We start from the raw sequence: 16,076 nt of genomic DNA, 5'->3' as shown, positions 1-16,076 counted from the left end.
TCTAACCTTCGGGAGGACGGTTACCACGGTGTGATTCATGACTGGGGTGAAGTCGTAACAAGGTAGCCGTAGGGGAACCTGCGGCTGGATCACCTCCTTAATCGACGACATCAGCTGCTTCATAAGCTCCCACACGAATTGCTTGATTCATTGAAGAAGACGATTAGGTTAGCAACCTTCGATTGGGTCTGTAGCTCAGTTGGTTAGAGCGCACCCCTGATAAGGGTGAGGTCGGCAGTTCGAATCTGCCCAGACCCACCAATTGCTGGGGCCATAGCTCAGCTGGGAGAGCGCCTGCCTTGCACGCAGGAGGTCAGCGGTTCGATCCCGCTTGGCTCCACCACCCCTCTTGCTTAACCGTGTCAAAGCTTAGAAATGAGCATTCCATCGTGACGATGGTGAATGTTGATTTCTGAACTTTTTCAGAATCGTTCTTTAAAAATTTGGGTATGTGATAGAAATAGACTGAATAGCACTTTCACTGGTGTTTATTCAGGCTAAGGTAAAATTTGTGAGTGTCTCTTAAGTCTTAAGAGTATTGCGAATTTTCGGCGAATGTCGTCTTCACAGTATAACCAGATTGCTTGGGGTTATATGGTCAAGTGAAGAAGCGCATACGGTGGATGCCTTGGCAGTCAGAGGCGATGAAAGACGTGGTAGCCTGCGATAAGCTTCGGGGAGTCGGCAAACAGACTTTGATCCGGAGATCTCTGAATGGGGGAACCCACCTAGGATAACCTAGGTATCTTGTACTGAATACATAGGTGCAAGAGGCGAACCAGGGGAACTGAAACATCTAAGTACCCTGAGGAAAAGAAATCAACCGAGATTCCCTTAGTAGTGGCGAGCGAACGGGGACTAGCCCTTAAGTTGATTTGAGATTAGCGGAACGCTCTGGAAAGTGCGGCCATAGTGGGTGATAGCCCTGTACGCGAAAATCTCTTATCAATGAAATCGAGTAGGACGGAGCACGAGAAACTTTGTCTGAATATGGGGGGACCATCCTCCAAGGCTAAATACTACTGACTGACCGATAGTGAACTAGTACCGTGAGGGAAAGGCGAAAAGAACCCCGGAGAGGGGAGTGAAATAGATCCTGAAACCGTATGCGTACAAGCAGTGGGAGCCTACTTGTTAGGTGACTGCGTACCTTTTGTATAATGGGTCAGCGACTTATATTCAGTGGCGAGCTTAACCGAATAGGGGAGGCGTAGCGAAAGCGAGTCTTAATAGGGCGTTTAGTCGCTGGGTATAGACCCGAAACCGGGCGATCTATCCATGGGCAGGTTGAAGGTTAGGTAACACTGACTGGAGGACCGAACCGACTACCGTTGAAAAGTTAGCGGATGACCTGTGGATCGGAGTGAAAGGCTAATCAAGCTCGGAGATAGCTGGTTCTCCTCGAAAGCTATTTAGGTAGCGCCTCATGTATCACTGTAGGGGGTAGAGCACTGTTTCGGCTAGGGGGTCATCCCGACTTACCAAACCGATGCAAACTCCGAATACCTACAAGTGCCGAGCATGGGAGACACACGGCGGGTGCTAACGTCCGTCGTGAAAAGGGAAACAACCCAGACCGTCAGCTAAGGTCCCAAAGTCATGGTTAAGTGGGAAACGATGTGGGAAGGCTTAGACAGCTAGGAGGTTGGCTTAGAAGCAGCCACCCTTTAAAGAAAGCGTAATAGCTCACTAGTCGAGTCGGCCTGCGCGGAAGATGTAACGGGGCTCAAACCATGCACCGAAGCTACGGGTGTCACTTAGGTGACGCGGTAGAGGAGCGTTCTGTAAGCCTGTGAAGGTGAGTTGAGAAGCTTGCTGGAGGTATCAGAAGTGCGAATGCTGACATGAGTAACGACAATGGGAGTGAAAAACTCCCACGCCGAAAGACCAAGGTTTCCTGCGCAACGTTAATCGACGCAGGGTTAGTCGGTCCCTAAGGCGAGGCTGAAAAGCGTAGTCGATGGAAAACAGGTTAATATTCCTGTACTTCTGGTTATTGCGATGGAGGGACGGAGAAGGCTAGGCCAGCTTGGCGTTGGTTGTCCAAGTTTAAGGTGGTAGGCTGAGATCTTAGGTAAATCCGGGATCTTAAGGCCGAGAGCTGATGACGAGTGCTCTTTAGAGCGCGAAGTGGTTGATGCCATGCTTCCAAGAAAAGCTTCTAAGCTTCAGATAACCAGGAACCGTACCCCAAACCGACACAGGTGGTTGGGTAGAGAATACCAAGGCGCTTGAGAGAACTCGGGTGAAGGAACTAGGCAAAATGGCACCGTAACTTCGGGAGAAGGTGCGCCGGTGAGGGTGAAGGACTTGCTCCGTAAGCCCATGCCGGTCGAAGATACCAGGCCGCTGCGACTGTTTATTAAAAACACAGCACTCTGCAAACACGAAAGTGGACGTATAGGGTGTGACGCCTGCCCGGTGCCGGAAGGTTAATTGATGGGGTTAGCTAACGCGAAGCTCTTGATCGAAGCCCCGGTAAACGGCGGCCGTAACTATAACGGTCCTAAGGTAGCGAAATTCCTTGTCGGGTAAGTTCCGACCTGCACGAATGGCGTAACGATGGCGGCGCTGTCTCCACCCGAGACTCAGTGAAATTGAAATCGCTGTGAAGATGCAGTGTATCCGCGGCTAGACGGAAAGACCCCGTGAACCTTTACTATAGCTTTGCACTGGACTTTGAATTTGCTTGTGTAGGATAGGTGGGAGGCTTTGAAGCGTGGACGCCAGTTCGCGTGGAGCCATCCTTGAAATACCACCCTGGCAACTTTGAGGTTCTAACTCAGGTCCGTCATCCGGATCGAGGACAGTGTATGGTGGGTAGTTTGACTGGGGCGGTCTCCTCCTAAAGAGTAACGGAGGAGTACGAAGGTGCGCTCAGACCGGTCGGAAATCGGTCGTAGAGTATAAAGGCAAAAGCGCGCTTGACTGCGAGACAGACACGTCGAGCAGGTACGAAAGTAGGTCTTAGTGATCCGGTGGTTCTGTATGGAAGGGCCATCGCTCAACGGATAAAAGGTACTCCGGGGATAACAGGCTGATACCGCCCAAGAGTTCATATCGACGGCGGTGTTTGGCACCTCGATGTCGGCTCATCACATCCTGGGGCTGAAGCCGGTCCCAAGGGTATGGCTGTTCGCCATTTAAAGTGGTACGCGAGCTGGGTTTAGAACGTCGTGAGACAGTTCGGTCCCTATCTGCCGTGGACGTTTGAGATTTGAGAGGGGCTGCTCCTAGTACGAGAGGACCGGAGTGGACGAACCTCTGGTGTTCCGGTTGTCACGCCAGTGGCATTGCCGGGTAGCTATGTTCGGAAGAGATAACCGCTGAAAGCATCTAAGCGGGAAACTTGCCTCAAGATGAGATCTCACTGGAGCCTTGAGCTCCCTGAAGGGCCGTCGAAGACTACGACGTTGATAGGTTGGGTGTGTAAGTGCTGTGAGGCATTGAGCTAACCAATACTAATTGCCCGTGAGGCTTGACCATATAACACCCAAGCAATTTGCGTCGAAAGGCCAGATTGCGGTGTTGTGAAGACGAAACGAACCGAAAGTTTGCGACTCACAACTATCACATACCCGATTTGCTGGAGCGTCGAAAGACGGTCTGGTACACAGAATTTCTTGACGACCATAGAGCATTGGAACCACCTGATCCCATCCCGAACTCAGCAGTGAAACGATGCATCGCCGATGGTAGTGTGGGGTTTCCCCATGTGAGAGTAGGTCATCGTCAAGATTAAATTCCGAAACCCCTATCTGCACATGCAGGTAGGGGTTTTGTCTTTTTGCCTCCAAAGCTTGTCGGTAACGCCGGTTTTGACGGTGGCCCTTTCCCGGTCGATCTTTCGTTGTGTTCCCACAATTTGAGTTGGAACACTAGAATAGAGGTCGACGTTTTTACTCAGAATTCATTCATGCCTGATCCTGCCAATTCCGATCCACTCGCAGACCTGCCGCTGGACCAACTGGTAGCTTGTCATGAGTGCGACCTGCTGATGCGCAAGCCGGTGCTCAAGCACAATGAGAAGGCGCAGTGTCCTCGCTGCGGTTATGAGCTCTATGCGCATCGACATAATGTAGTTGAGCGCAGTATGGCCTTGGTGCTTGCTGCGCTTCTCCTCTATGTGCCCGCGAATTTCCTTCCGATCATGCGGCTCCACCTGTTGGGGCAAACTTCTGACGACACAGTCTGGAGTGGTGTCCTCGGGTTGTATGACAGTGGCATGCGTGAAATCGCTATCGTGGTGTTTCTGTGCAGCATGGCAATCCCTTTGCTCAAGCTGTTATGTCAGCTCGCTGTACTGCTAAGCATCAGGTTGGATGTTGGGCGCAGCTATGGGCTGCTGCTGTACCGTATGTACCACCATATGCGCGACTGGGGCATGCTTGAGGTTTACTTCATGGGCGTACTGGTCGCCATCGTCAAGCTGGTCGATCTTGCCGAGTTGAGTCTGGGGCTTGGTCTTGTCTGTTTTGTGAGTTTATTGCTGGTTCAGGTATGGCTGGAGGTGGTGATGTCACCTCACCAGATTTGGGTGGCTTTGTCCGGGGAGGACCTTCATGCGGGCAATTGATGCAGGCATCCTGATTTGTGCTGAATGCCATGAGTTGAATCGGCAGGAGCCTGATACCGATGAACAGGTCTGCACGCGTTGCGGTGCACTGGTGCATGCGCGGCGCCCGAACAGCATGATGCGAACCTGGGCGCTGCTCATCACCGCTGCCATTCTTTACATCCCTGCCAACATCTTGCCGATCATGACAGTCAGTACATTGGGGCAGGGCAGTCCCGATACCATCATGTCTGGCGTCATCACGCTAATAAAGCACGGAATGTTTCCGATTGCCGCAGTGGTATTTGTCGCCAGTATTCTGGTGCCGACCTTCAAGCTGGTAGGAATTGCGCTGTTGTTGTACTCGGTGCAGCGCCATCAGCCGCTTTCTGCTCGTCAGCGAATAGTGATGTACCGTTTCATCGAATTCATCGGACGCTGGTCGATGCTGGATATCTTCGTCATTGCCATTCTGGTGGCGGTGGTGAATTTCGGCCGCATCGCCAGTGTTGAAGCCAATCTGGGTGCTGTCGCTTTCGCTAGCGTGGTGATTCTGACAATGCTCGCTGCAGTAACTTTCGATCCCCGACTGATCTGGGACAACACGGAGTCGGATGACGACAATGAGTGATTTGCCTACGGCTAAAACCCGCCCTGCCTCGAACTGGTCTGCTATCTGGATACTGCCTCTGATCGCTTTGGTCATTGGTGGTTGGCTTGGTTGGCAGGCTTACCGTGAGTCGGGAGTCGACATCGAGGTTCGCTTCCAGAGTGGCGAGGGCATCGTCGTCAACAAGACTGAAGTGGTTTACAAGGGCATGCCAGTCGGCAAGGTGAAGAACCTGGTGCTTGATGCCAAGGGCAGTAACACCGGGGTGATTGCCACGATTGAGATGAACAAGGCTGCTGAGTCTCAGCTGCGCACCAATACGCGTTTCTGGCTGGTGAAGCCGAGTGTAAGCCTGGCGGGTATTACCGGGCTGGAAACCTTGGTCTCGGGTAATTACATCGCTGTGAGCCCTGGTGACGGTGAGCAAACCCGGCGCTTCAAAGCGCTGGCCGAGGCACCACCGCTCTCTGACAACGAGCCGGGTTTGCACCTGACGCTCAAGGCCGATCGACTGGGTTCGCTCAATCGGGACAGCCCAGTGTTCTACAAGCAGATTCAGGTGGGCCGAGTGAAGAGCTATCGTCTTGCCGAAGACCAGGGGATCGTTGAGCTCAAGGTATTTATTGCACCGGCCTATGCAAACCTTGTTCGCAAGCACACGCGTTTCTGGAATGCCAGCGGCATCAGTATTGATGCCAATCTTTCCGGCGTGAAAGTTCGCAGTGAGTCGTTGGCCAGTATCGTGGCGGGTGGTATCGCCTTTGCCACGCCTGAGCACCGCAAAGACAGCCCGCCTACTGATACCAACCTGCCATTCCGTTTGTACGAGGACTTTGATGCTGCGCAGGCAGGCATCAAGGTCAAGGTCACGCTGAGTGACTTTGAAGGGCTGCAGGCCGGCAGAACGCCGGTGATGTACAAGGGTATCCAGGTCGGTTCGCTCAAAACGCTCAAGGTAGACCCTGATCTTTCCAGTGCTACGGCCGAGCTGACCTTGGACCCGTTGGCTGAAGACTACCTGGTTGCGGGAACCCAGTTCTGGGTGGTCAAGCCGTCGATCTCGCTGGCCGGTATCACCGGGCTGGAGGCTTTGGTCAAGGGGAACTACATTGCAATTCGCCCGGGCGATAAAGGCGCTTTGCCACAGCGGGAGTTTGAGGCGCGCGCCAAGGCACCACCGTTGGATCTGAAAGCGCCTGGTTTGCACCTGGTACTGTTTAGTGACAGCCTGGGTTCGCTGGAGGTCGGTAGCCCAATCCTCTACCGTCAGGTCAAGGTCGGTACCGTGCAGAGCTATCAGTTCTCAAAAACGCATAAGCGTCTGCTGATTGGTGTCCATATCGAAAAAGAGTACGCCAATCTGGTTAATGGCTCGACACGCTTCTGGAATGCCAGCGGCATTACCCTGAGTGGAGGTCTCTCTGGTATCCAGATCAAGAGTGAGTCCTTGCAGAGTCTGATGGCTGGCGGTATCGCTTTTGATACCCCGACACCGGATGTACCGCTAAAACGTCGTGTTCCACGGTTCAAACTGCACCTTGATCAAGAGGCGGCGAACCGTAGTGGCGTCACCGTGATGATCAAGGTGGAGCGCGCCGACGGGCTCAAGGCGGGTACGCCTATTCGCTTCAGGGGCCTGGACATTGGCAAGGTGGAAGATGTCAGGCTGAGTGATGATCTGGAGTCGGTCATGCTCAAGGCGCGTATTACCGAAGTGCCTGATCGTATTGCGCGGGTCGGAACGCAGTTCTGGGTAGTGAAGCCGGCACTGGGTATCGTCAAGACTGCCAATCTGGAAACACTGGTTACTGGTCAGTATCTTGAGGTTTTGCCCGCGGTGAAGAATCAGGGGCCGCAACGCAACTTTGTCGCGCTGGCCGAGGCGCCTGACCGCACCGAGCGTGAAGCAGGGCTCGCGTTGGTATTGAGTGCTGCGCGCCGAGGTTCGATTAAGCCAGGCGTTCCTGTGACCTACCGTGAAATCACGGTAGGCAAGGTCACAGGGTACGAACTGGGTCAAACAGCAGATCGCGTGCTGATCCATATCCTGATCGAGCCGCGTTACGCCTCACTGGTGCGCGGTGGTAGCCGGTTCTGGAACAGCAGCGGCTTTGGCATGGACTTCGGGCTGTTCAAGGGCGCAACCGTGCGTACTGAGTCGCTGGAAACGCTGATTGAGGGTGGGATTGCGTTTGCGACCCCGGACGGGGAAAAGATGGGTAATCCGGCGCTGCCTAAGCAGACCTTCGCCTTGTTCGATAAGGCTGAGGATGAGTGGCTGCAGTGGGCGCCAAAGATTCAGATCGGTAAATAGGCCGTGTAAGTGCTGGAGCGGTGGGGGCTGGGTTCCGGCTCCCATACGTTAAGTGTGAGGTAGGGCAGGGCAATGACAAAACGTAGGCAACAAAAAACCGACCCTAAGGTCGGTTTTTTTACAAGCAGGTCACTTAGGCAGCAGTTTTCAGCGCCTTGATGTGGCCATTCAGACGGCTCTTATGACGAGCTGCCTTGTTCTTGTGGATGATGCCCTTGTCGGCCATACGGTCGATTACAGGGACAGCCAGAACGTAAGCGGCTTGTGCTTTGTCAGCGTCTTTTGTGTCGATGGCCTTAACTACGTTTTTGATGTAGGTACGGACCATGGAACGCAGGCTGGCGTTGTGGCTGCGACGCTTCTCAGCCTGTTTTGCACGTTTTTTGGCGGAAGGTGAGTTGGCCACCGTCGAGCTCCTCGAAAGACTTTAAATAGCAAACAAAATAGGCCGCGAATCATGCCGATGAGTTAAGCAGTTGTCAAGGGTACATATGCCCTTCTGCTAAGCGGTCGATGTAACCACGGAGATGATTCCCTTCTGGCACATGACCTGTAAACTCGGTCGTTTTCACTCGGCATCGCGGATGCGGCGCGGATTATCGCATATCCGCGCGCTCAGATGCCCAACCCTTCGTCTACAGGCGTGAAAATCTCTCGATGAATTTGCTCAAATCCTTGGCCGCCGTCAGTTCCATCACCATGGTTTCACGGGTGCTGGGCTTCGTCCGCGACACCATACTGGCGCGCATCTTTGGTGCCGGCGTGGCCACCGATGCCTTCTTCATTGCCTTCAAACTGCCTAACCTGCTGCGGCGGATCTTCGCCGAAGGCGCGTTCTCTCAGGCTTTTGTACCTATTCTGGCCGAATACAAAAGCCAGCAGGGCGAAGAGGCGACACGTACGTTTGTCGCGTATATCGCAGGGCTTTTGACGTTGGTGCTGGCCGTGGTCACGGCGCTGGGGATCATCGCTGCGCCTTGGGTGATCTGGATAACGGCGCCGGGTTTTGTCGACAGCCCTGAAAAGTTCGAGCTCACCACCGACCTGTTGCGTATCACGTTCCCTTATATATTGCTGATCTCGCTGTCGTCTCTGGCGGGCGCGATCCTTAACACCTGGAACCGTTTCTCGGTGCCGGCCTTCGTGCCGACGCTGCTTAACGTGGCAATGATCTTTTTTGCGTTGTTCCTCACGCCTTACTTCAATCCACCGGTCATGGCCTTGGGCTGGGCGGTGCTGGCAGGCGGGCTGTTGCAGTTGCTTTATCAACTGCCTCACCTGAAAAAGATCGGCATGCTCGTTCTGCCGCGCCTGAATCTGCGGGACAGCGGCGTGTGGCGTGTGTTGAAACAGATGCTGCCGGCGATCCTCGGGGTATCGGTCAGCCAGATTTCGCTGATCATCAATACGATCTTTGCCTCTTTTCTGGTGGCGGGCTCCGTGTCCTGGATGTACTACGCCGACCGCCTGATGGAACTGCCCTCTGGGGTGCTGGGTGTCGCTTTGGGCACGATCCTCTTGCCGACCCTGGCCAAGACCTACGCCAACAAGGACCGTCACGAATATTCGCGGATTCTCGACTGGGGCCTGCGGCTTTGCTTCCTGCTGGTGCTGCCGTGTACCTTCGCCCTGGCGATTCTGGCTGAGCCCTTGACCGTGTCGTTGTTCCAGTACGGCAAATTCAGTGCCTTCGATGCTGCAATGACCCAGCGCGCGTTGATCGCCTACTCGGTTGGCCTGCTCGGGATCATTCTGGTCAAAGTGCTGGCGCCTGGTTTTTATGCCCAGCAGAACATTCGGACACCGGTGAAAATCGCAATTTTCACCTTGGTGACGACCCAGTTGCTCAACCTGGCGTTTATTTCGCATCTGCAGCACGCGGGGCTGGCGTTGGCGATCAGTGTCGGCGCCTGTCTCAATGCCGGCCTGCTCTATTGGAAACTGCGCCAGCAAGACCTCTTCCAGCCACAGCCTGGCTGGACCGTGTTCCTGCTCAAATTGCTGGTGGCGGTCCTGTTGATGGCCGGTGTGCTGGTCGTGGGAATGAAGCTGATGCCCGCCTGGGAGCAAGGGCAGATGCTTGCCCGCTTCCTGCGCCTCGGGGTGTTGATTGGCGCTGGCATTGCCACCTATTTTGGTTGTTTGTTCCTGTTTGGTTTCCGCCCGCGGGACTTTGCGCGCAAGGCATTGCATTAATGGGCGACGTCGGTCAGGCGTCGGTTTTTGGCGTTGACGATAAACGCAGCACGCTGCTGCCTGTCGTCAGCGCGCGGGTGTGGTTATAATCGGCCACTTTATGATCAAGAAGTGCGTTATGCAGCTGGTTCGAGGCCTTCACAACCTGCGCCCCCAGCACCGGGGCTGTGTCGCCACTATTGGCAACTTTGACGGTGTCCACCGTGGCCACCAGGCAATCCTGGCACGTCTGCGCGAGCGGGCGGCGGCGCTGGGTGTTCCTAGCTGTGTGGTGATATTCGAGCCACAGCCGCGCGAATACTTTGCGCCGGACACAGCGCCAGCCCGTCTAGCGCGGCTGCGTGACAAGGTTGCCCTGTTGGCGGCTGAAGGTATCGACCGGGTGCTTTGCCTGGCCTTCAACCAGCGCTTGAGCAAGCTCAGCGCCGCCGAGTTCGTCGAAACCATTCTGGTCGATGGCCTGGGGGTGCAGCATCTGGAGGTCGGTGACGATTTTCGCTTCGGCTGTGACCGGGCAGGCGATTTCTCGTTCCTGGAGCAAGCCGGGGCCACTTACGGATTTACCGTCGAAGCAGCCCAAACGGTTGAGCTCGATGGTTTCCGGGTTAGCAGTACCGAGGTACGCAATGCCTTGGCCGACGCCGACTTTGCCTTGGCCGAGCGGTTGCTGGGACGGCCTTACCGTATTACCGGGCGGGTGCTGCACGGCCAGAAGCTGGCGCGTCAGTTGGGCACCCCTACCGCGAATGTCCAGCTCAAGCGGCGTCGTGTGCCGTTGACGGGCGTTTATCTGGCCAGCGCCGAAATTGATGGCCAGCGTTGGCCGGGCGTCGCCAATATTGGCGTACGGCCTACTGTTTCAGGTGATGGCAGTGCCCACCTGGAAATACACCTTCTGGATTTTGCCGGCGACCTGTATGGCCGGCGTTTGACGGTGGTATTCCACCACAAGCTGCGCGACGAGCAGCGTTTCGCCTCCCTGGAGGCGCTTAAGTCGGCGATCGATGCGGATATCGCCGCCGCACGTGCCCATTGGCACGCTCAACCGCTAACGAAGAGCCTGAAATGACCGACTATAAAGCCACGCTTAACCTTCCGGACACCGCCTTCCCAATGAAGGCCGGCCTGCCACAGCGCGAACCGCAGATCCTGCAGCGCTGGGACAGCATTGGCCTGTACCAGAAGCTGCGTGAGATTGGCAAGGATCGTCCGAAGTTCGTACTGCACGACGGTCCACCCTATGCCAACGGCAAGATTCATATCGGTCATGCGCTGAACAAGATTCTCAAGGACATGATCGTCCGCTCCAAGACCCTGGCCGGCTATGACGCGCCGTATGTACCGGGTTGGGACTGCCACGGCCTGCCGATTGAGCACAAGGTCGAAGTGACCCATGGCAAGCACCTGACCGCAGACAAAACCCGCGAGCTGTGCCGCGCCTATGCTGCCGAGCAGATCGAAGGCCAGAAGACCGAGTTCATTCGTCTGGGTGTCTTGGGTGACTGGGACAATCCCTACAAGACCATGAACTTCGCCAACGAAGCCGGTGAAATCCGCGCGCTGGCGGAAATGGTCAAACACGGTTTCGTGTTCAAGGGCTTGAAGCCCGTGAACTGGTGTTTCGACTGTGGTTCGGCACTGGCCGAGGCGGAAGTCGAGTACGCCGACAAGAAATCGCAAACCATCGACGTGGCATTCCCGATCGTCGATGAGGCCAAGCTGGCTGCGGCCTTCGGTCTCGGTGCACTGGCCAAGCCTGCCTCGATCGTGATCTGGACCACCACGCCGTGGACCATTCCGGCCAACCAGGCGCTGAACGTTCACCCTGAGTTCAACTACGCGTTGGTTGATGTCGGTGACAAGCTGCTGGTACTGGCCGAGGAACTGGTTGAGTCCTGCCTGAGCCGCTACAAGCTGGAAGGCAGCGTCATCGCTACCGCGCCAGGCGCTGCGCTGGACCTGATCAACTTCCGTCACCCGTTCTACGACCGTTTGTCGCCGGTTTACCTGGCCGAGTACGTTGAGCTGGGCGCCGGTACGGGTGTGGTTCACTCCGCGCCTGCCTACGGCGAGGACGACTTCGTCACCTGCAAGCGCTACGGCATGTCCAACGACGACATCCTCACGCCGGTGCAGAGCAACGGTGTGTATGTCGAGTCGCTGCCGTTCTTTGGCGGCCAGTTCATCTGGAAGGCCAACCCGGCGATCGTTGAAAAGCTGTCTGAAGTCGGTGCGCTGATGCATACCGAAACCATCAGCCACAGCTACATGCACTGCTGGCGTCACAAGACCCCGCTGATCTACCGCGCCACCGCGCAGTGGTTCGTGGGCATGGACAAGCAGCCAGATCAGGGCGACACCCTGCGTCAGCGCGCGATCAAGGCCATTGAAGACACCAAGTTCGTGCCGGCCTGGGGCCAGGCGCGCCTGCATTCGATGATCGCCAACCGCCCGGACTGGTGCATCTCGCGTCAGCGTAACTGGGGCGTCCCGATTCCGTTCTTCCTGCATAAACAGACCGGTGAGCTGCACCCGCGCACCGTTGAGCTGATGGAAGAAGTGGCCAAGCGCGTCGAGCAGGAAGGTATTGAAGCCTGGTTCAAGATGGATGCCGCCGAACTGATTGGTGAAGAGGCCGCCCAGTACGACAAGATCGCCGATACGCTCGACGTCTGGTTCGACTCAGGCACCACTCACTGGCACGTACTGCGTGGCTCGCATAACGTCGGTCACGAAAGCGGCCCGCGTGCAGACCTGTACCTGGAAGGTTCCGACCAGCACCGTGGCTGGTTCCACTCCTCGTTGCTGACCGGTTGCGCCATCGACAACCACGCACCATACCGCGAGCTGCTGACGCACGGTTTCACCGTCGACGAAAACGGTCGCAAGATGTCCAAGTCGCTGGGTAACACCATCGAGCCGCAGAAGGTCAATGACACCCTGGGTGCCGACATCATGCGTCTGTGGGTATCGGCCACGGACTACTCCGGCGAGATGGCGGTTTCCGATCAGATCCTGCAGCGCAGTGCTGACGCCTACCGTCGTATCCGTAACACCGCGCGCTTCCTGCTGTCGAACCTGTCCGGTTTCGACCCGGCGACCGATCTGCTGCCTGCTGAAGACATGCTGGCGCTGGACCGTTGGGCCGTGGACCGCACCCTGATACTGCAACGCGAGCTTGAAGAGCACTACGGCGAGTACCGTTTCTGGAACGTCTACTCCAAGGTTCACAACTTCTGCGTGCAGGAGCTGGGTGGTTTCTATCTGGACATCATCAAGGACCGTCAGTACACCACCGGCGCCAACAGTGTCGCACGGCGCTCCTGCCAGACCGCGCTGTACCACATCAGTGAGGCGCTGGTGCGCTGGATCGCGCCGATCCTGGCCTTCACCGCTGACGAGCTGTGGCAGTACCTGCCAGGCGAGCGTAACGAGTCGGTTATGCTCAACACCTGGTACCAGGGCCTGAGCGAGCTGCCGGAAGGCTTCGAGCTGGGCCGTGCCTATTGGGACCGGATCATGGCGGTCAAAGCGGCGGTCAACAAGGAGCTGGAGAACCAGCGTGCAGCCAAGGCCATTGGTGGCAACCTGCAAGCTGAAGTAACCCTGTTTGCCGATGAAGCCTTGTCCGCTGATCTGGGCAAGCTCAGCAACGAGCTGCGTTTTGTACTGATCACCTCGGCTGCCAGCGTTGCACCATTCGTGCAGGCACCGGCCGATGCCGTGGTAACCGAAGTGGCAGGCCTGAAACTCAAGGTGGTCAAGTCGGGTTACACCAAGTGTGGCCGTTGCTGGCACTTCCGTGAGGACGTGGGTGTGAACCCTGAGCATCCGGAAATCTGCGGCCGTTGTGTCGACAACATCAGCGGCACTGGCGAGGTGCGTCACTATGCCTAACCCTGCCGTGGGGCGCTTCGGGCGCCTCAGCTGGCTCTGGTTGAGCGTGCTGGTCCTGGTCCTTGACCAGGCCAGCAAGTTCTACTTTGAGGGCTTACTGAGCCTGTACCAGCAAATTGTGGTCATTCCGGACTACTTCAGCTGGACCCTGGCCTACAACACCGGCGCCGCATTCAGCTTCCTGGCAGACAGCTCGGGCTGGCAGCGCTGGCTGTTTGCCCTGATTGCCCTGGTCGTCAGTGCGGTACTGGTCGTCTGGCTCAAGCGTCTTGGGCGCAACGACACCTGGCTGGCCGTTGCCCTGGCGCTGGTGCTGGGTGGCGCGCTGGGCAACCTGTACGACCGTATCGTTCTGGGCCATGTGATCGATTTCATTCTGGTGCACTGGCAGAACCGTTGGTATTTCCCGGCCTTCAACCTGGCCGACAGCGCGATTACCGTTGGCGCGGTAATGTTGGCGCTGGACATGTTCAAAAGTAAAAAGTCCGGAGAACCCGTCCATGACTGACATCCGTATCGGCCAGAACACCGAAGTTACTCTGCACTTCGCGCTGCATCTGGAAAACGGCGACACTGTCGACAGCACATTCGACAAGGCGCCAGCGGTCTTCAAGGTCGGCGACGGCAACCTGTTGCCAGGTTTTGAGGCCGCCTTGTTCGGTTTCAAAGCCGGTGACAAGCGCACCGTGACCGTTGCGCCGGAAAGCGCGTTTGGCCAACCCAACCCGCAGAACGTTCAGGTCATGCCGCGCTCCTCGTTCAACGACATGGAATTGTCCGAAGGCCTGCTGGTGATCTTCAACGACGCGGCCAATGCCGAGTTGCCTGGCGTTGTAAAAGCCTTTGACGATGCTCAGGTCACCATCGACTTCAACCATCCGCTGGCCGGCAAGACCTTGAGCTTCGAGGTGGAAATCCTCGGGGTCAAGGCGCTTTGAGCCAGGAGCACTCCATGCAAATCAAACTCGCCAACCCTCGTGGTTTCTGTGCCGGCGTGGATCGGGCGATTGAAATCGTCAACCGTGCCCTGGAAGTCTTCGGGCCGCCGATCTATGTGCGCCATGAAGTGGTGCACAACAAGTTTGTCGTTGAAGACCTGCGCGCACGCGGCGCGATTTTCGTCGAAGAGCTGGAGCAAGTGCCCGATGACGTCATCGTCATCTTCAGTGCCCACGGTGTTTCCCAGGCGGTACGCCAGGAAGCAGCGGGGCGCGGCCTGAAGGTTTTCGATGCCACCTGTCCATTGGTGACCAAGGTGCATATCGAAGTGGCGCGTTATAGCCGCGACGGCAGGGAGTGCATCTTGATTGGCCACGCCGGGCATCCGGAAGTCGAAGGCACCATGGGCCAGTATGACGGGGCCAATGGCGGTGCCATCTACCTGGTCGAGGATGAGGAAGATGTCGCGAACCTCCAGGTTATTAACCCGGAGCGCCTGGCATTCGTCACTCAGACCACCTTGTCGATGGATGACACCAGCCGCGTTATCGATGCACTGCGTACGCGTTTCCCAAGCATCGGTGGCCCGCGCAAGGATGACATCTGCTACGCCACCCAGAACCGCCAGGATGCCGTCAAGCAGCTTGCCGACGAGTGTGACGTCGTTTTGGTAGTCGGTAGCCCTAACAGCTCCAACTCCAATCGTCTGCGTGAGTTGGCTGAGCGCATGTCGACCCCGGCCTACCTGATCGATGGCGCCGAAGACCTGCAACGTAGCTGGTTCGACGGTGTTGAGCGAGTCGGTATCACGGCGGGTGCTTCTGCTCCTGAAGTGCTGGTGCGTGGTGTGATTCAGCAACTGCAGGCGTGGGGGGCGACGGGGGCCGAAGAGCTGGATGGGCGTGAAGAGAACATCACCTTCTCGATGCCCAAAGAGCTACGGGTGCGTTCGCTGACCTGACCCGGCAGCCGCACACAGCGGCTGCTCATGCAAAGCCTGCCTCAGGCTGACCCGACCCGAGCGGGACAGTACGACCTGATAATGGCTTCTGGCAGTGGCATCTTCACAGACGTGCAAGGTGCCCGCCAGAAAGGCTCCACTGCCCTGTAATGGCGTGCCAAGGCCACTGAAACGCACCAGGTGTGCCAGTGGTTGGTTGCCAACAATCAAGACCCGGCCGCTGGCGCGATACTCGTGCAACAGCGCCCGGGTTTCTTGTTCCAGCACGGTGCGCCAGCCGTTGCGCCAATCCCCCTCAATAGCCTGTAGCACCACGATCTGGTTGCGCTGCAGCGCTTCGCTGCGGGCATGGTTCAGTGCCTGTGTCAGCTGCTGCGCGCTCGCCTGGCGCTGTAGGCGGGTGCTCATATCGCTGTAGGCCGGTATCCCCAAATGCAGCAGCAGGGTTATCAGCATCAGCGCGTACAGCAGTTGAATCAGTGTTACTCCCTGTTGCTGCATGCGGCATTCCTCCCTGGACGTGCTTCGCTTCAGGGTCAGATTCGGCGGGAAGTTTGTCCAGTCGGCCGAGTTGTCTGGAGCAGGTGGAAAAATCGCAGGAGGC

At 56.7% G+C, this 16,076-nt stretch carries 11 protein-coding genes, 2 tRNA genes and 3 rRNA genes (1 of these 16 cut by a window edge); 14 read left to right on the top strand and 2 right to left on the bottom strand.

What is annotated here, in order from left to right; all coding sequences use genetic code 11:
* The 8 genes from CS390_RS20740 to CS390_RS20705 form a co-directional block, all read left to right on the top strand.
* A 16S ribosomal RNA gene (locus CS390_RS20740) occupies positions 1-100 on the top strand; it begins 1,437 nt to the left of the window's first position.
* A gap of 84 nt (positions 101-184) precedes the next feature.
* Positions 185-261, top strand: a tRNA-Ile gene (locus CS390_RS20735).
* 6 nt (positions 262-267) lie between these two features.
* Positions 268-343: transfer RNA gene (locus CS390_RS20730), tRNA-Ala, on the top strand.
* Positions 344-596: 253 nt separating this feature from the next.
* A 23S ribosomal RNA gene (locus CS390_RS20725) occupies positions 597-3,486 on the top strand.
* A gap of 136 nt (positions 3,487-3,622) precedes the next feature.
* A 5S ribosomal RNA gene (gene rrf / locus CS390_RS20720) occupies positions 3,623-3,738 on the top strand.
* The 16S, 23S and 5S rRNA genes sit together here with 2 tRNA genes alongside, the layout of an rRNA operon.
* A 178-nt stretch (positions 3,739-3,916) precedes the next feature.
* Complete coding sequence (locus CS390_RS20715; protein WP_099775793.1) at positions 3,917-4,576, top strand: paraquat-inducible protein A; 660 nt, start codon at positions 3,917-3,919, stop codon at positions 4,574-4,576.
* Entirely contained in the window at positions 4,563-5,186 is a 624-nt protein-coding gene (locus CS390_RS20710) for a paraquat-inducible protein A (protein ID WP_099775792.1), read from the top strand. Before CS390_RS20715 ends, CS390_RS20710 begins: the two co-directional genes overlap by 14 nt.
* A complete protein-coding gene (locus CS390_RS20705) occupies positions 5,179-7,479 on the top strand; it encodes a PqiB family protein (protein ID WP_099775791.1) in 2,301 nt (766 codons plus the stop codon). The genes CS390_RS20710 and CS390_RS20705 overlap by 8 nt, the downstream gene beginning before the upstream one ends.
* A gap of 133 nt (positions 7,480-7,612) precedes the next feature.
* Here the strand turns inward: CS390_RS20705 and rpsT are convergent, their stop codons facing one another.
* Positions 7,613-7,885 (bottom strand): 30S ribosomal protein S20, encoded by a 273-nt coding sequence (gene rpsT / locus CS390_RS20700; protein ID WP_065761566.1) that lies wholly within the window; start codon positions 7,883-7,885, stop codon positions 7,613-7,615.
* Between the two features lie 251 nt (positions 7,886-8,136).
* On the opposite strand from rpsT, the gene murJ reads away from it, so the two are divergent.
* The 6 genes from murJ (at position 8,137) to ispH (ending at position 15,472) form a co-directional block, all read left to right on the top strand.
* A complete protein-coding gene (gene murJ, locus CS390_RS20695; protein WP_099775790.1) occupies positions 8,137-9,675 on the top strand; it encodes a murein biosynthesis integral membrane protein MurJ in 1,539 nt (512 codons plus the stop codon).
* A gap of 118 nt (positions 9,676-9,793) precedes the next feature.
* Positions 9,794-10,744 carry a bifunctional riboflavin kinase/FAD synthetase gene (gene ribF / locus CS390_RS20690; protein ID WP_099775789.1) on the top strand — a complete coding sequence of 317 codons (951 nt, stop codon included), beginning with the start codon at positions 9,794-9,796 and terminating at the stop codon, positions 10,742-10,744.
* A complete protein-coding gene (gene ileS, locus CS390_RS20685; protein WP_099775788.1) occupies positions 10,741-13,572 on the top strand; it encodes an isoleucine--tRNA ligase in 2,832 nt (943 codons plus the stop codon). The genes ribF and ileS overlap by 4 nt, the downstream gene beginning before the upstream one ends.
* Positions 13,565-14,080, top strand: a complete 516-nt coding sequence (gene lspA / locus CS390_RS20680) for a signal peptidase II (RefSeq protein WP_099775787.1) — start codon at positions 13,565-13,567, stop codon at positions 14,078-14,080. Before ileS ends, lspA begins: the two co-directional genes overlap by 8 nt.
* Positions 14,073-14,510: an FKBP-type peptidyl-prolyl cis-trans isomerase gene (gene fkpB / locus CS390_RS20675; RefSeq protein WP_065761571.1), complete on the top strand. Its 438-nt coding sequence runs from the start codon at positions 14,073-14,075 to the stop codon at positions 14,508-14,510. Before lspA ends, fkpB begins: the two co-directional genes overlap by 8 nt.
* Before the next feature lie 14 nt (positions 14,511-14,524).
* The gene (ispH, locus tag CS390_RS20670) at positions 14,525-15,472 is read left to right on the top strand and encodes a 4-hydroxy-3-methylbut-2-enyl diphosphate reductase (RefSeq protein ID WP_099775786.1); all 948 of its coding nucleotides are present in this window, start codon (positions 14,525-14,527) and stop codon (positions 15,470-15,472) included.
* Here ispH and CS390_RS20665 read toward each other — a convergent pair.
* Positions 15,449-15,973 (bottom strand): GspH/FimT family protein, encoded by a 525-nt coding sequence (locus tag CS390_RS20665; RefSeq protein WP_099776787.1) that lies wholly within the window; start codon positions 15,971-15,973, stop codon positions 15,449-15,451. The genes ispH and CS390_RS20665 overlap by 24 nt on opposite strands.
* Positions 15,974-16,076: the final 103 nt, after the last annotated feature.

The sequence above is a fragment of the Pseudomonas sp. HLS-6 genome, assembly GCF_002753995.1.
Taxonomy (GTDB): domain Bacteria; phylum Pseudomonadota; class Gammaproteobacteria; order Pseudomonadales; family Pseudomonadaceae; genus Aquipseudomonas; species Aquipseudomonas defluvii.
The sequence above is the reverse complement of the archived record's forward strand: the minus strand, read 5'-3'. Positions and strand labels throughout refer to the sequence as shown.

Excerpts from the sequence above, each read along its gene's own strand:
- CS390_RS20715 (WP_099775793.1), top strand. The coding sequence starts at position 3,917 with ATGCCTGATCCTGCCAATTCCGATCCACTCGCAGACCTGCCGCTGGAC.
- CS390_RS20710 (WP_099775792.1), top strand. The coding sequence starts at position 4,563 with ATGCGGGCAATTGATGCAGGCATCCTGATTTGTGCTGAATGCCATGAG.
- CS390_RS20705 (WP_099775791.1), top strand. The coding sequence starts at position 5,179 with ATGAGTGATTTGCCTACGGCTAAAACCCGCCCTGCCTCGAACTGGTCT.
- murJ (WP_099775790.1), top strand. The coding sequence starts at position 8,137 with ATGAATTTGCTCAAATCCTTGGCCGCCGTCAGTTCCATCACCATGGTT.
- ribF (WP_099775789.1), top strand. The coding sequence starts at position 9,794 with ATGCAGCTGGTTCGAGGCCTTCACAACCTGCGCCCCCAGCACCGGGGC.
- ileS (WP_099775788.1), top strand. The coding sequence starts at position 10,741 with ATGACCGACTATAAAGCCACGCTTAACCTTCCGGACACCGCCTTCCCA.
- lspA (WP_099775787.1), top strand. The coding sequence starts at position 13,565 with ATGCCTAACCCTGCCGTGGGGCGCTTCGGGCGCCTCAGCTGGCTCTGG.
- fkpB (WP_065761571.1), top strand. The coding sequence starts at position 14,073 with ATGACTGACATCCGTATCGGCCAGAACACCGAAGTTACTCTGCACTTC.
- ispH (WP_099775786.1), top strand. The coding sequence starts at position 14,525 with ATGCAAATCAAACTCGCCAACCCTCGTGGTTTCTGTGCCGGCGTGGAT.
- CS390_RS20665 (WP_099776787.1), bottom strand. The coding sequence starts at position 15,973 with ATGCAGCAACAGGGAGTAACACTGATTCAACTGCTGTACGCGCTGATG.